The sequence below is a fragment of the Pacificimonas pallii genome (assembly GCF_019204005.1).
Taxonomy (GTDB): Bacteria; Pseudomonadota; Alphaproteobacteria; order Sphingomonadales; family Sphingomonadaceae; genus Pacificimonas; species Pacificimonas pallii.
This window is the reverse complement of sequence record NZ_JAGSPA010000003.1, coordinates 327,338-340,739: the sequence shown is the minus strand read 5'-3', so window position 1 is coordinate 340,739 and position 13,402 is coordinate 327,338. Positions and strand designations below refer to the sequence as shown.

16 protein-coding genes are annotated in these 13,402 nt (G+C 61.8%); 13 read left to right on the top strand and 3 right to left on the bottom strand.

What is annotated here, in order from left to right:
- The first annotated feature begins 1 nt into the window (after window position 1).
- The gene (locus KCG44_RS10265) at window positions 2-331 is read left to right on the top strand and encodes a hypothetical protein (RefSeq protein ID WP_218445994.1); all 330 of its coding nucleotides are present in this window, start codon (window positions 2-4) and stop codon (window positions 329-331) included.
- Here KCG44_RS10265 and KCG44_RS10260 read toward each other — a convergent pair whose 3' ends face one another.
- A complete protein-coding gene (locus KCG44_RS10260; RefSeq protein ID WP_218445993.1) occupies window positions 332-928 on the bottom strand; it encodes a DUF4126 domain-containing protein in 597 nt (198 codons plus the stop codon).
- 60 nt (window positions 929-988) lie between these two features.
- A complete protein-coding gene (locus tag KCG44_RS10255; RefSeq protein ID WP_218445992.1) occupies window positions 989-1,789 on the bottom strand; it encodes a hypothetical protein in 801 nt (266 codons plus the stop codon).
- 125 nt (window positions 1,790-1,914) lie between these two features.
- Here KCG44_RS10255 and KCG44_RS10250 point away from each other — a divergent pair, with 125 nt between their 5' ends.
- Window positions 1,915-2,070: a hypothetical protein gene (locus KCG44_RS10250; protein WP_218445991.1), complete on the top strand. Its 156-nt coding sequence runs from the start codon at window positions 1,915-1,917 to the stop codon at window positions 2,068-2,070.
- On the opposite strand, the gene KCG44_RS10245 is transcribed toward KCG44_RS10250, so the two are convergent.
- Complete coding sequence (locus KCG44_RS10245) at window positions 2,071-2,772, bottom strand: extensin-like domain-containing protein (protein ID WP_218445990.1); 702 nt, start codon at window positions 2,770-2,772, stop codon at window positions 2,071-2,073. It lies immediately after the preceding gene.
- Between the two features lie 240 nt (window positions 2,773-3,012).
- Here KCG44_RS10245 and KCG44_RS10240 point away from each other — a divergent pair, with 240 nt between their 5' ends.
- From KCG44_RS10240 to KCG44_RS10190, 11 genes are all read left to right on the top strand, one after another.
- Complete coding sequence (locus KCG44_RS10240) at window positions 3,013-3,855, top strand: class I mannose-6-phosphate isomerase (RefSeq protein ID WP_218445989.1); 843 nt, start codon at window positions 3,013-3,015, stop codon at window positions 3,853-3,855.
- 682 nt (window positions 3,856-4,537) lie between these two features.
- The gene (locus tag KCG44_RS10235; protein ID WP_218445988.1) at window positions 4,538-6,022 is read left to right on the top strand and encodes a methyl-accepting chemotaxis protein; all 1,485 of its coding nucleotides are present in this window, start codon (window positions 4,538-4,540) and stop codon (window positions 6,020-6,022) included.
- A 46-nt stretch (window positions 6,023-6,068) separates the two neighbouring features.
- Window positions 6,069-6,332, top strand: a complete 264-nt coding sequence (locus KCG44_RS10230; protein ID WP_218445987.1) for an STAS domain-containing protein — start codon at window positions 6,069-6,071, stop codon at window positions 6,330-6,332.
- Between the two features lie 16 nt (window positions 6,333-6,348).
- Window positions 6,349-8,685: a chemotaxis protein CheA gene (locus KCG44_RS10225; protein ID WP_218445986.1), complete on the top strand. Its 2,337-nt coding sequence runs from the start codon at window positions 6,349-6,351 to the stop codon at window positions 8,683-8,685.
- On the top strand, window positions 8,682-9,545 hold the full coding sequence (locus tag KCG44_RS10220) for a CheR family methyltransferase (protein ID WP_218445985.1): 864 nt from the start codon (window positions 8,682-8,684) through the stop codon (window positions 9,543-9,545). The genes KCG44_RS10225 and KCG44_RS10220 overlap by 4 nt, the downstream gene beginning before the upstream one ends.
- Window positions 9,542-10,582, top strand: coding sequence for a protein-glutamate methylesterase/protein-glutamine glutaminase (locus tag KCG44_RS10215; RefSeq protein ID WP_218445984.1), 1,041 nt, complete (start codon window positions 9,542-9,544; stop codon window positions 10,580-10,582). Before KCG44_RS10220 ends, KCG44_RS10215 begins: the two co-directional genes overlap by 4 nt.
- Entirely contained in the window at window positions 10,579-11,130 is a 552-nt protein-coding gene (locus tag KCG44_RS10210) for a chemotaxis protein CheD (RefSeq protein WP_218445983.1), read from the top strand. The genes KCG44_RS10215 and KCG44_RS10210 overlap by 4 nt, the downstream gene beginning before the upstream one ends.
- Window positions 11,131-11,162: 32 nt before the next feature.
- Window positions 11,163-11,525 (top strand): response regulator, encoded by a 363-nt coding sequence (locus KCG44_RS10205; protein ID WP_218445982.1) that lies wholly within the window; start codon window positions 11,163-11,165, stop codon window positions 11,523-11,525.
- A 25-nt stretch (window positions 11,526-11,550) separates the two neighbouring features.
- Window positions 11,551-11,991 carry a chemotaxis protein CheW gene (locus KCG44_RS10200; protein ID WP_218445981.1) on the top strand — a complete coding sequence of 147 codons (441 nt, stop codon included), beginning with the start codon at window positions 11,551-11,553 and terminating at the stop codon, window positions 11,989-11,991.
- Between the two features lie 25 nt (window positions 11,992-12,016).
- Window positions 12,017-13,015, top strand: coding sequence for a chemotaxis protein CheB (locus KCG44_RS10195; protein ID WP_218445980.1), 999 nt, complete (start codon window positions 12,017-12,019; stop codon window positions 13,013-13,015).
- Entirely contained in the window at window positions 13,012-13,299 is a 288-nt protein-coding gene (locus KCG44_RS10190) for a hypothetical protein (RefSeq protein ID WP_218445979.1), read from the top strand. Before KCG44_RS10195 ends, KCG44_RS10190 begins: the two co-directional genes overlap by 4 nt.
- Window positions 13,300-13,402 lie beyond the last annotated feature (103 nt).

Genomic DNA, 13,402 nt, shown 5'->3' with positions numbered 1-13,402 from the left:
GATGACGATTGCCGCCGAAGATGTCCTGCTGGCCGCGCGCGCATTTCGCGGCGGGCTATACGACCTGTCGCAAAATGGGCGCTATTCCGCACGGCAGCGGGAAACTTTCGCCCGCGCGCGTGAAGGTTACGGGCAGGCGATGCTGGATTTCTTCTTCGATCCGTGCTGCGGAGCGGTATCGCCAAAATACGAGGCCGCGCTCGCCGGGGCGGAGCAGGGCAGTGCCTGCGTCGAGGCGTGTTCGCCCGAGGACCGCGAGAGCCAGCAGGCGGTGGTGATCGCCGCTGATGACGCCGGAGATGCGCTGGAAGCCGTGACCGAAACCGGCTGATTATCCGGACGTGTCCCCGCGGCCCGAAATGCGGCGGACCCAGCGTGAGGCGCGCCACAAGATCCACGACATGAACGCGATCATCGCCAGCGCGATGACAGCAGCGGCAATTGGGTTGGCAAAGGCGAGCAATAGCAGCCCGCCCGTCGCGATGTCTTCGCCCGTGGAGACGACGATGTTGCTGACCGGCTCCGGGCTCATATTCACGGCGGCGCGGGTCGTCGCTTTCGCGCTGTGACTGGCAAAGGCCGCGCCGCCGCCGAGGAGAAAGGCGATGACCTGCCACGCGGGATCGCCGGGATCGACGATGGCAAGCGCAAGGAGCGCGCCGCCAAGCGGACGGATAATAGCGTGCAGGCCGTCCCATATGCTGTCGAGCCATGCGACCTTGTCAGCGAAAAATTCCGCGAGCGTGCCAATGGCCGCGATGCCGAGCACCCACGGATTGGCGAGCGCGGAAATCATCTGCAACTGCTGCGGCAGTTCGATCCAGCCGAGGCGCATGGCCATCCCGGTGACAAGCACCGTCAGATAAAGCCGCCAGCCGGACAGCAGGCTGACGCTGCCCGCAAGGCCGAGAAGTTCGATCAATTCCACGTGCGCCAAGGTGCACCCGGCGCCATGCCGTGCGCAAGGGGCGAATTCAGCCGGAAGATCTTATTTGGTTTTTGGCTTGCGCCTGGCGGCGGCCTGGCCGCGGGCGGGTTTGCGGCTGCGGGACGATGTTGCGGGTTTTGCGGGTTTTGTCCGTGCCCCTGTCACGGGCTTCTTTTCCGGCGCTGCCTGGGCCGGTGTTACGTCGGGCTCGGCGCTGGCCTCGGGCTTGTCGTCTGCCATGTCAGTGTCGCCTGGTGACCGGCGGGCATTGGGGTCACCGAACGCGGCGAAGGCGGCACCGAGGGCCGCCTGTGCGATGTCGCGTCCAACCGTGCTCATCGCGGTCTTGACCAGATTTTCGATTTTTTCCTCGGTTTTGCCGTCGCGGGCGCGGGCCTTCACGGCTTCCGCCTTTCCCTTCATGTTCGCGGACAGGCCATCGAGGCCGTCCTTGCGGATCACGACGCTCGCTTCGTCGAGCCAGAGCGCCATCGCGGCCTCGGCCTTCTTCTGCCAGCCCTTGCCAGCCCATTTCAGGCGTTCGGCAATTTCCGGCGACAGGGTGAACGTCGAACTGGCGCCGCCCTCGGCCACGACGAGTTTCCCCGACGCAGCCAGCGGCGTGTCCATATTTTCGGCTTCCGCTTCGGCTTCGGCCTCGATCCTCGCTGCCGCCGCTTCCATGCGCGCGGCCTCAGCTTCGATCTCGCTTGCCGCCGTTTCCGCCGCTGCGTCCGCTTCGGTCTGCGTGGCCTTGGCCGTGCGGCGCGATTCAGCCTCGGCGAGCTTCCGCTTGGCCTTTTCCAGCTTGCGCTGGGCCTTTTCCAACCGGCGGGCGGCCTTGTCTTCGCTCTTGGACATGATCATCTCCTTGCCAAGTGAGTTAGTGATATATGACAGTAATGGCAAGGGTCCGGGCATCCGTTGCCGGAACGCGACGCGCGCCGGGCCGTTCACTAGTCAGAACAGAAATGAGGAGAGTTGTCATGGGTTCGAAAACTGACGGCGGGCAGAAGGCGCTCGACACCGACGAGAAGCAATTGGAAGAGGGTTTGAAGGGGACGTTTCCCGCCAGTGACACCCCTTCTGAAATCATGCCGGAAGGCGACAAGAAAAAACCGGCGCCCAATACCAACGCCTGACTAGCGGCAGGTGCCGATTGCGCCTGCCTGCAAGTGGAAATGATCCGCATGGGCCGCGTTGTAATCGGGACCGAGCACGGTGCCGACGATATCGCAGCCCTCTGTGCGGATGGCCTCCAGAAATGCGCCCGCATCTGAATCCGTACCCCAGTCGCGGGCAAGGGTGATGCGGCGGCCGTCCGCGGTGCGGAAGCCTGCGATGTCGATTGCCTCCGCCGTGGCATGTTTCGACCATCGACCGGTCGAGGCGCCATACATCCGGCGGCAGCTATAGGTGCCATAATGGTCGATGCCGACGATGCGGCTTCCGAGCGTACGTTCGGCGGTGGGTTGCAGCGCATTGACTTCCCATATCGCGAGCGCCGCAGCGAGCGGACATGCCAGGCGCACCGTTCCGGGCGTGTAGGATGCGCTCATCTGACCGAGCGCGACGGCGTCGACGAAGCCGCAATTCGGCGCCGTGTCTCTATCATCCAGGGCGGTAATGCTGAGCGTGCTGCCCTCGAAAAGGGCCAGGCATGCGGGCTTGTCGCCGCTGAGCTGTGCGATCTTGAATTTCGTTGCCGCGCCGACCGGCTGTTCGAGCACGAGCGGGGTCCACGGCAGTTCCTGCGGAAATTCACGCTCGGCATAGAGACGCGCCTGCCAGCCTGCGAAAATAATCCCGGCAAGAAGCGTGAGCGCGGTCAGGAGCTTTGTCATCAGCCTGGCTTCTAGAAGGAGGCGGCGAAGGGGGCCAGCGTGTTGAGGCCGCAGGCATGAGCAGGCAAAAAAGAAGTGGACGAGCTTGCCGTGCAAAAGGTCCTGCCGCGGGGCATGGCCGGGCGGTTTGTCGGTCTGGCCGAGATTTTCCATATACCGGGAAAGACGCGCAATGAATCGGTCAGAGTTTCCTGCTACGCCCCGCGCGTAACAGGTTTTTCGAAATTTGAAGGAATGTAGATGTCGGTCACCAAATTGATCACGCACCGGGTCGATAAGGTCTGGGGACGCCGCGACCTGGAACCCTATTTTCCGGACGTGCCCGCCTCGGGTGAAAAGCTGGGCGAGATATGGTATCAGATGCCTGACGGCAGCGATGCCGAATTGCTGGTCAAATATCTGTTCACAAGCGAAAAACTGTCGGTGCAGGTGCATCCGGACGATGCAGCGGCACAGGCCGCCGGACATAAGCGCGGCAAGGAAGAGGCGTGGCTGATCCTGGACGCGAAGCCGGGGGCGACGGTCGGGATCGGGACAGTGAAAAAGCTGTCCGCCGACGAGCTGCGCGCCGCGGCGCTGGACGGCAGCATCGAAGGGCTGGTCGACTGGAAACCGGCGATCCCCGGGCAGTTCATCTATTCACCGGCAGGCACGGTGCACGCGATCGGGCCGGGCGTTACACTGATCGAGGTCCAGCAGAATGTCGATTTGACCTACCGCCTGTATGATTATGGTCGCCCGCGCGAACTGCATCTGGATGCGGGCGTGGCCGTATCGGACGCGCGGCCTTTCGAAATCGAGGATATGTCGCGGGAGGCGGCACCGGGCCGGACCGTGCTTTGCGAAGGCCGCAAATTCGTCGTGGAAAGGCTCGCCTGCGACGGCACGCGGACGATATCGCCGGAGACGGGGCGGCCGGTCTGGCTGACCGTGATTTCGGGAACCGCCGAAGCGGAGGACGTTCGCGCCGAGAGCGGCGAAGTATTGTATATAGATGGCGCGGCGCAGATTCACTGTCCGCGAAGAAGCGATCTTCTGATCGCCTATGAAGGCGCCGCGACCGGCCCTGGACTGATCGCGTGAAGCGGATATTCGTGTAAGCGGCGGCGAGGCCGGGACGGCCGAGTGACGGGCGCACCCGGTGCGCAATGTGGCAGCCTTCTCCGCACGTGCCCCTTCGTCGGCGAAATCCGCCGCGCGGGCCTGAACTGGTCTCTGCGCGGGATCTCATATTTCGTTATGATAAAGAAACGTAATATGAGTACACGTGATACCTGCATATTTCCTGGATATTTTCTTGAAAAAGATCTGTTTCTGTGTGTTTATTCGTGATTGATACGATTTTAATTTCGTAATTTGTGCAGCGGTTTGGTGAGTAAGTGCCCTGTCCTTACCCTCGTCCCTTACCCTTCTCGCTGGGGGCGGAATGCGGGCGGGATTGCAGGGCCGGTGCGTGATGGCCGCATGACGTCACGCGCAATTCGGCGCGCGTCTTCGCCGCCATGCCGCCGCCAGGATTCGAAAATTCGTTTATTGAAATTTTTCATATACATAAGCCCCGTCAGCAAGGCGGGAACGCCACTGCGGTTCGTCATCTGGAGCGCCGGATGAAACCTTAGGACCTGTAAATATCCGGTCCATAATGGAAATCAAACTGATCATTAATGGTCCATTATAGATTTTTATCTACCTACATCATCGATCGATGCTCGTACGCAACCAGGAGGCGGGCGCGGTCGATCGAATGGATTTAGGGGATAGCTTCATGATCAACTGGTTTCGCGCCCATGCGCCTATTCGTCGTAAATTTGATGTGCTGGGAGCGACATATTCAACGCTGGCGACTGTATCGCTCATCACGACGTGGCTCGCGGTGGCGGGAACGGGCTCACCCGCGCTGCTGATTGGCGGCGCGGCATTGGCGCTGATCACGACCGTCCTGGTCGGTGTCGCATCGAAGAAGATGATCTGCGATCCCTATGTCGGAACCGTCGTCCGCATGGAGGCGCTGGCGAATGGCGACTATAAAACGCCGATTATTCATACCGAATTTTCGGATTGCGTCGGACGCATGACGAAAGCGATGACGGTATTCCGCGAAAATGGTCTCGCCTTACAGGAATCCGCGGCCCTTCAGGCACGCGCTGTCGCTGCGCTTGGTACCGGCCTTTCCAAGCTTGCGACCAGCGATGTCAGCTTCCGTATCGAGGAGCCCTTCTCCGCTGATTATGAGCGGCTGCGCGTCGACTATAATCGTGCGATGGACGCCGTGAGTGAAGTCCTCAAGGCCGTCCGTGAATCGACGAACGGCATCAGCAGCGGTGCCAATGATATCCGCCAGGCCTCCGATGATCTGTCACTGCGGACCGAACAGCAGGCCGCCAGCCTTGAACAGACCGCTGCGGCAATGGACGAGATCACCGGCACTGTCCGTGAAACGGCAAGCGGCGCCAATCGCGCGAACAAGGTAGTTACCGAAACCCGCAGCGAGGCCGAACAGTCGGGCGAAGTCGTCAGCCGCGCGGTGGAAGCGATGCATGGAATCGAACGATCGTCCGCCGAGATCGGCGAGATCATCGCCGTCATTGACGGCATCGCCTTCCAGACGAACCTTCTGGCTTTGAACGCGGGGGTCGAGGCGGCGCGCGCTGGTGACGCCGGTAAGGGCTTCGCCGTGGTGGCATCGGAAGTCAGAGCCCTGGCGCAGCGTTCCGCCGATGCCGCGAAGGACGTGAAATCGAAGATCATGGCGTCGACTGAACAGGTCGAGACGGGCGTGGGTCTGGTCAGCGAGACCGGAAAGGCGCTGCAAAGGATCATCGAGCGGATCGGTGAGATCAGCACCGTGGTCGGAACGATCGCCGCGTCGGCCGACCAGCAGTCCACGGGCCTGCAGCAGGTCAACACCGCCGTCAACGAGATGGACGGCGTCACTCAGCAAAATGCCGCGATGGTCGAAGAGGCGACCGCCGCCGCGCGCAGCCTGGCCGACGAGGCGGCCGACCTCGCCAAACAGATCGCGCGCTTCAAGCTGGGCGGCGGGGTGGAACCGAAGGCACCGCCGCAGAAGCTTACGGCCCCGCCGCAAAAGGCTGAAGCACCGCCGCAGAAAACAGAAGTCCATCGTCTACAGGCGCATGCCGCCAAGGCAGGCCGCGAGATCGCGATGAACAGTCGCCGTCAGGGCGCGGGGGGAGGGGGCGCTGCCGTGGCAGTCGCTGACGTGGAGGATGACTGGTCGGAATTCTGACCGGCGCATGCCCCATCTTCCCCATCCAAGGCACTGGAGTTTTATCATGACGTTAGCCCTTGACACTGTCCTCGACACGACGGCCGCCGCGCCGCTGCGTGCCGCGCTTCGCAAATCGGTCACCGACCAGCAGCCGCTGGCACTGGATGGCAGCGCGGTTGAAAGTGTCGGACAGGCATGTCTGCAGGTGCTCGCTGCGGCGGAGGCCGCCGCCTATAGCGCAAGTCTGGACTTCCGCATTCTGAACCCCAGTGCCGCACTTACCGAGATGACGAGGCTCGTGGGTCTCGACACGCTCCTCAAAGCTTGAATCGGAGGCGATACAGATGGACGTCGATGAAATTCAGCAGATATTCTTTCAGGAGTGCGAAGAAGGCCTTGCCGGTATGGAGGTCAATTTCGCAACCCTGCGCGATGGCGACCAGGACCCGGAGACGATCAACAGCGTATTCCGCTGCGTTCACTCGATCAAGGGCGGTGCGGGCGCGTTCGGATATGAAGCCCTACAGGCCTATACACACCAATATGAAACGCTTCTCGACCTGATCCGCAATGGCTCGCTCGAGCTGACGCCAGATCTGCTCGACGTGGTGATCGGGGCATTTGACATGCTTACCGATCATGTCGCTGCCGCACGCGACGGGAGTGAAACACCAGCGGATGAAGCGATGCTCGAGAAGCTTCTGTCCGCTGCGGAAGGGGATGCGTCCGCGGCCGCCGTGGAGGAAACGCCAGCACCGGCGGAGACCGCTCCTGCGCCAGAGGAACAGGAGGAGGTATCCGGCGATACGGCGGGCTCGGAGGCTTCGGGCGACGATTATGACGACCTCATGGGCATGCTCGATGAGGGCGACGCTGACAATGACGCCGACAATGAGGCCAAGGCGCCTTCCGACGTGTCAGCGCCGGAAGACGCGGCGACATCGACAGACGATAGTCCGCCGGACTGGAAACTGGTTTACCACCCGGTCGCAAATGCGTTTCAGAACGCCGCCGAACCCCTGCTCCTGGTCCGCGAACTGGTTGCCCTTGGCGCGGTGGTCGATGAGTGCGACCGCGCCGCTCTGCCCTCACTTGACGACATGGACGCGGAATGCGCGTATTTCACCTATGCGCTGACGGTACCGGGGGACGTCGCTGAGGAAGACATTCGCGCCATATATGAATTCACCGTGGACTGCGAAGTCACGTTGGAACGGGCGAGTGCGGGTGCGCCGCTTAAAAAGGCGGCTCCCGCGGAGAGTTCGGAGGCACCCAAGCCCGTCAGTTCTCCAGCGGCCGCCGCCGAACCTGCCGCGCCCGAGAAAGATAGCGTTTCGCCCGCTCCCGCCGCCGTCCCCCAGGCGGCAGCCACCCCAGCCCCGCCCGCCGCCGCTCCCCAGGCGGAGAAGGCGACCCCGGCTCCGGTCAAGAATGTCGCGCCGCCGGCCCCGGCGGCACCGGCAGCCCCGGCCAAGCCGAAGCCTGCGGCGTCCGTCGTGGCGCAGACCATTCGCGTCGACCTCGACAAGCTCGATCGCCTCGTCAACCTGGTCGGCGAACTGGTGATTACGCAGTCGATGCTCGCCCAGCGCATGTCGCGGCATCAACTGGAAGACAATTCCGAGGTTAACGACCTGGAACATCTGACCCGTGAGCTGCAGGAATCGACGATGGCGATCCGCGCGCAGCCGATGAAGGTGGTTTTCAGCAGGGTCCCGCGCATTGTGCGCGAACTGGAAAGCGAGACCGGCAAGCGCGTTCGCCTGGAGATGGAAGGCGAGATGACCGAAGTCGACAAGACCGTGGTCGAACGCCTGGGAGAGCCGCTGACGCACCTTATCCGTAACGCCGTCGATCACGGTCTGGAGACACCGGAAGAGCGTCTGGCCGCCGGAAAGGCGGAGGAAGGCATCGTCCGGCTGACCGCGGCGCATCAGTCAGGCCGCATCGTGATTACCGTCACCGATGATGGCAGAGGCATTAATCGCGCCCGGGTACGGGAAAAGGCCGTCGAACGGGAAATCATCATGCCCGATGCCACGCTGAGCGATGAGGAGATCGACAATCTTATCTTCGCGCCCGGCTTTTCGACCGCGGGCACGGTGTCGAACGTATCCGGCCGCGGGGTCGGCATGGACGTCGTGCGCAAGAACATTCAGGCACTTGGCGGCCGCATCGGTATCCAGTCGCGTCACGGCGAGGGATCGAGCTTTTCACTCAGCCTGCCGCTGACGCTGGCGGTGCTTGACGGCATGATCGTTACCGTCGGCGCGGAAACCTTTGTGATACCGCTCAATCATATCATTGAGAGTCTCCGGCCGACGGAAGACATGCTGAAGCGCGTTGGCAATGACGGAATATTACTCGACGTCCGCGGCGCCTATGTGCCCGTCCTGCCGATCGCCGATCATCTTGGCATCGCCAAGGCTGAACGCAATCCGGCGCGGGGCGTGCTGATCGTGGTCGACGGTGATCAGGGCCAGGCAGCCCTGCTTGTCGACGCCATTCAGGACCAGCGACAGGTCGTCGTGAAAAGCCTCGAAGCGAACTATCAGGCCATTGAGGGCGTAGCCGGCGCGACCATTCTGGGCGACGGCCAGGTGGCGCTGATCGTCGATGTGGAAACCCTTACCGCGAACCGCCGGAACGGTGCGCGGGCAACTCTGGCAGAAGCCGCATGACCGCACTTGCAATGACATCCGCCCCGCGCGAGCGAGAGTTCGGCTATCGCGCCGAAGATCATCGCGCAATCTCAACGATGGTATATGACGAGGTTGGCATCCTGCTGCCCGCCGAGAAGGCGCAGCTTGTGTATCGCCGGTTGGCGCCGCGCGTCCGCGCCTGCAATCTGGCGACCATTTCGGAATATATTGAACTGATCGGCCGGGATGAGCGCGAACGCAAGCGCATGATTGATTCCCTGACGACCAATCACACGAGCTTCTTTCGGGAAAGCCATCATTTCGAGGACTTCTCCGAACGGATCTGGCCCGGCCTTGTAGAACGTCTTAACAATGGTGGCCGCGTACGCCTGTGGTCTGCCGCCTGCTCATCCGGTGAAGAACCCTATACCTGGCTCATGTCGGCGCTCGGTGCGGATCGCACCGCCGCGAGCAAATTGCTGCGGAAAGATTTTCGCGTCCTTGCCACCGACATTTCCAGCGAAATCCTGGCTGCGGCCAAGCGGGCCTGCTATTCCGAGGAGACACTGAGCAAGGTCCCCAGACCGCTCCGCTCGTCGTGGATCCAGGAAAAGGACGGTGTTCTTCAAGTCGACCCTGTCCTTCGCGACGCCATTTCCTTCCGGTCGCTGAACCTGCTCGGCAAGTGGCCGATGAAGGGCAAATTCGACACGATCTTCTGTCGCAACGTCATGATTTATTTCGATCAGCCGACGAAGACGAAATTGCAGACCCGGCTGGCGGATGCGCTGGAAGTTGGCGGCATGCTCTACATCGGACATTCCGAAAGGCTGGCGCCTAGTCTGGAAGACCGCTTCCGCTGTATCGGCCGGACATCCTATCAGAAGGTGGCGGCATGACGGTACGCACACTTATCGTCGACGATTCAAGGTCGATGCAGGCCATCATCGCACGTGAACTCGCGGATGACCCGGAGATCGAAGTCGTCGGCATGGCCAGCGACGGTGACGAGGCGCGGGCGAAGATCAAGGAATTCGACCCCGATGTCGTAACGCTCGATATCGAAATGCCCGGCATGTCCGGACTCGATTTCCTGGAGCGGCTCATGCGGCTGCGTCCGACGCCGGTCGTGATGGTATCCTCGCACACGGCGCGCGGCGCGGACGTGACGGTGGCCGCGCTGGAGCTGGGCGCGTTTGACTGTTTCGACAAGAAGCGGCTGAAAATCCACCAGCGAACACACGGGCACGGAGATGCCGCGCTGGCGGACCTTGTGCGTGCCGCCGCCAAGATGAAATGGCTGAAAACGCCGTCCGCGGGTGCTGCCGCACGTATTCGCCGAGTGCCCACCTATATACCGCGCGCCAATAGCCTGATCGCGGTCGGCGCATCGACGGGCGGTGTAGAGGCGCTGATCGCGCTGTTGAGCGATTTCCCCGCCAACTGCCCGCCGACGGTCATCGTCCAGCACATGTCGGCGAACTTCACGTCCAGTTTTGCCGCCCGCCTTGACAGGCTGTCGGCGCCGCATGTGCAGGAGGCGCGTCCGGGCGCGATACTGGAACCCGGCAAGGTCTTTCTGGCGCCCGGCGGCAAGCAACATCTGGAAATTGGCGGTGGACGTGGACGCCGTTACTGCCGCCTGGTTGCCGCCGAGAAGGTCAAGGGCCACCGGCCCTCCGTCGATCGGCTGTTTCACACGGTTGCCCGCGTCGCCGGCGAAGACGCCGTTGGCGCGATCCTGACGGGAATGGGAGAAGACGGGGCCGAAGGCATGAAGGCGATGCGTGAGCAAGGGGCCTTTACCGTCGGTCAGGATGAAGCCACGAGCGTGGTTTACGGAATGCCGGCGGCCGCCTTTCAGATAGGTGCCGTCGCTGAACAATCGCCCCTGCGCGGGATCGCACGGCGCCTTCTGAAGGAGTGCGCGGCATGAGCGATGGATCACGCCGGGACGGCTTGCGCCGACTGACCGTCGCCCAGGGCGATTCGCAGGTCAGCAACGAAGAAGACCTGATTCTGACAACGGTTCTGGGCAGCTGCATCGCGGCCTGCTTCTATGATCCGGTTGCGCGCGTGGGTGGGATTAACCACTACCTCCTCGCGCGGGGCAAGGCGACCGACGAGACGTCCCTGAAACGCTACGGCGTTTACGCGATGGAAGTGCTGATCAACGCCATGTTTGCCATGGGCGCATCCCGGCGCAACCTGAAGGCACGGATTTTCGGCGGCGCGACGATGCGGAGCGCGTTCGGCGACATTGGCAATGACAATATTGCGTTTGCCCATAATTTTCTTCGCAACGAGCGCATTCCTCTTGTGGGGGAAGATACGGGAGGGACGGCGGCACGCCGCGTCGAGTTCCGTCCGGCCCTAGGGCTCGCACGATGCCGCACCGTGGCAAATACAACGATCGCACCCGCCGTCATCGCGCCGAGGCCAACGCCTGTTGCTGACACCCACGGCGATGTGGAGTTCTTCTGATGACCGATATTGCACCGAGGGAGCCTTTACCAATGTCGAAGACAATTCTGACTGTAGACGACTCGCCCAGCATGCGGATGCTGCTGCGCGTTTCGCTTACCGATCTTGGCTACAGCGTTGTCGAGGCCGAGGACGGCGTGCATGCGCTCGAAACCCTCGGCGGGACAGAGCCAGACCTTCTCATCACCGACATCAACATGCCGCGCATGGATGGCTTCGGTCTGATCGAGAACGTCCGTAGTCAGGGTCGGCGCAACCTGCCCATTCTCGTCCTGACCACGGAAAGCTCTGACGAAAAGAAACAGCGCGCGCGTGAAGCCGGGGCGACGGGCTGGATCGTGAAACCGTTCAATCCCGAAAAACTCGCGGCGGCCATTCGCCGCGTACTCCATTAACATGTCCATCGAGGAGACTTCCGCTATGTCCCGTCAGCTCATCACTTTTCAACTCGGTGACCAGGTTCTGGGGATCGACATCATGGAAATCCGCGAGATTCGCGCATGGTCGCCCGCCACACCGCTACCCAATGTGCCGGCCCATGTCCGCGGCGTCGTGAATTTGCGCGGCGTGGTGCTTCCGGTCCTCGATCTCAGGTCGCGGCTCGGCTGGGGCGTTACCGACCCGTCCGCCCGTCACGTGATCATTGTCGTGCGAATGGGCGAACAGCTTCAGGGCATTATCGTCGATGCGGTGAACGACATCGTGACCGTGTCGACGGAGGACATGCAGCCAGTGCCCGAGATGGGCGTGGCGGAGGCCTCGCGCTTCCTGGATGGCATGGCGACCATCGATCAACGCATGATCCTGATCCTCGCCCTCGACCGCCTTGTCGAGCAAGTACCGCTGTCCGACGCAGCGTAAGAATTGTTTTCAAAGGATAGTATTCGTGACCCAAACAAGAGTTCTCGTCGTCGATGATTCGCTCACCATGCGGGCACTCATCACAAATGCTCTCGAGCAAATTCCAGACGTGAAGGTCGTTGGGCTTGCCGAGGGTGCGGCAAAAGCAAAGGAAATGGTGGAGTCGCTGGATCCCGACGTAATGACGCTCGACGTCGAGATGCCAGGTATGAGCGGCATCGAATATCTGGCCGAGATCATGGAGACCAAGCCCATGCCGGTCATCATGTTCTCCACGCGGACAACAGAAGGGGCAGCCGATTCCATCGAGGCGCTCCGCCTCGGTGCGATCGACTGTTTTCCGAAGCCGCGCGTGGCCACATCGCAGGAACTCGACGCGATCATCACAAAGCTGGGCAAACGAATCAAATCCGCCAAGGGTATGCAACTGACGGCGCGCGGTACCGAGGCTGCCACCATCACGCCAATCGACTGGAACGGGCGCCTGCTGGCGATTGGCGGCGATGCGTCAAGCACGGCCTCCCTCTTCGACATGTTCGCAACCTTTCCCGACAACTGCCCTCCCACGTTGGTGGTCCAGCATCTTGGTCCGGGCCTGGTGGCAAACATGGTCGAGAAGCTTGCGGAGCAGGTCGCACCGAAGGTTGTGCTGGCCGAGGACAATATGGCCATTGAACAGGGCACCATCTATTTCGCGCCGGAGGGCGAACAGCACCTGATCGTCGACAAATGGCCCGAAGGAAAACTGAGGCTGATGGCGCGCGATCCCATCGCCGGAGAGCGTCCCTCGATTTCCCTGCTGTTCGCGTCTGCCGCCAAGGCCGCCGGCAAGGAGTCGATCGGTGTCCTGCTGATGGACGAAACCGAGGATGGCGGGGGCGGTATCAAGGCGATCCGCAAGAATGGCGGCTATAGCTATTCACCCGGCGAGCAAGGCACCTATAGCTTCAGCCGCGGCATGGCATCGCAAGTCGTCGCACAGGAAGATTTCGCATCAAATGTCTTGAAAGCCTGTTCTAAATGAGTGTGGTCGAACTGGTCAGAAAGCCGATTTCGCTGCCGGAGGCTCTGGCGGATGAGCTTGGCATCGCGTCGCGCCTGCTCGCCGATCTTGCCTATGATCTGGGTGCGGATGAAGAAACCCTGCGCAGGCATTTGGTCAGCATACAGAAAATCGATCAGGTTACCCAAATGCTCCTTATCGTAGCGGACTTGCTGAAAACGCTGGAAGAGCCCGAGCAAAGCCTGGAATCCGTGACCCTGGCGGATATGGCGGAACGATTGCGCGGCGCGGTCGGCGTCGGCTGAGGTCCGCTGTTCGGTTTGTCCGCAACTGGGCGATACCGGCGCGCCATGACATCATCGGTACGGGCAAGGCCGCCGCGCCGACGCAGGTAAAGTAATTGTTTAC

Excerpts from the sequence above, each read along its gene's own strand:
- KCG44_RS10265 (WP_218445994.1), top strand. The coding sequence starts at position 2 with ATGACGATTGCCGCCGAAGATGTCCTGCTGGCCGCGCGCGCATTTCGC.
- KCG44_RS10255 (WP_218445992.1), bottom strand. The coding sequence starts at position 1,789 with ATGTCCAAGAGCGAAGACAAGGCCGCCCGCCGGTTGGAAAAGGCCCAG.
- KCG44_RS10250 (WP_218445991.1), top strand. The coding sequence starts at position 1,915 with ATGGGTTCGAAAACTGACGGCGGGCAGAAGGCGCTCGACACCGACGAG.
- KCG44_RS10245 (WP_218445990.1), bottom strand. The coding sequence starts at position 2,772 with ATGACAAAGCTCCTGACCGCGCTCACGCTTCTTGCCGGGATTATTTTC.
- KCG44_RS10240 (WP_218445989.1), top strand. The coding sequence starts at position 3,013 with ATGTCGGTCACCAAATTGATCACGCACCGGGTCGATAAGGTCTGGGGA.
- KCG44_RS10235 (WP_218445988.1), top strand. The coding sequence starts at position 4,538 with ATGATCAACTGGTTTCGCGCCCATGCGCCTATTCGTCGTAAATTTGAT.
- KCG44_RS10230 (WP_218445987.1), top strand. The coding sequence starts at position 6,069 with ATGACGTTAGCCCTTGACACTGTCCTCGACACGACGGCCGCCGCGCCG.
- KCG44_RS10225 (WP_218445986.1), top strand. The coding sequence starts at position 6,349 with ATGGACGTCGATGAAATTCAGCAGATATTCTTTCAGGAGTGCGAAGAA.
- KCG44_RS10220 (WP_218445985.1), top strand. The coding sequence starts at position 8,682 with ATGACCGCACTTGCAATGACATCCGCCCCGCGCGAGCGAGAGTTCGGC.
- KCG44_RS10215 (WP_218445984.1), top strand. The coding sequence starts at position 9,542 with ATGACGGTACGCACACTTATCGTCGACGATTCAAGGTCGATGCAGGCC.
- KCG44_RS10210 (WP_218445983.1), top strand. The coding sequence starts at position 10,579 with ATGAGCGATGGATCACGCCGGGACGGCTTGCGCCGACTGACCGTCGCC.
- KCG44_RS10205 (WP_218445982.1), top strand. The coding sequence starts at position 11,163 with ATGTCGAAGACAATTCTGACTGTAGACGACTCGCCCAGCATGCGGATG.
- KCG44_RS10200 (WP_218445981.1), top strand. The coding sequence starts at position 11,551 with ATGTCCCGTCAGCTCATCACTTTTCAACTCGGTGACCAGGTTCTGGGG.
- KCG44_RS10190 (WP_218445979.1), top strand. The coding sequence starts at position 13,012 with ATGAGTGTGGTCGAACTGGTCAGAAAGCCGATTTCGCTGCCGGAGGCT.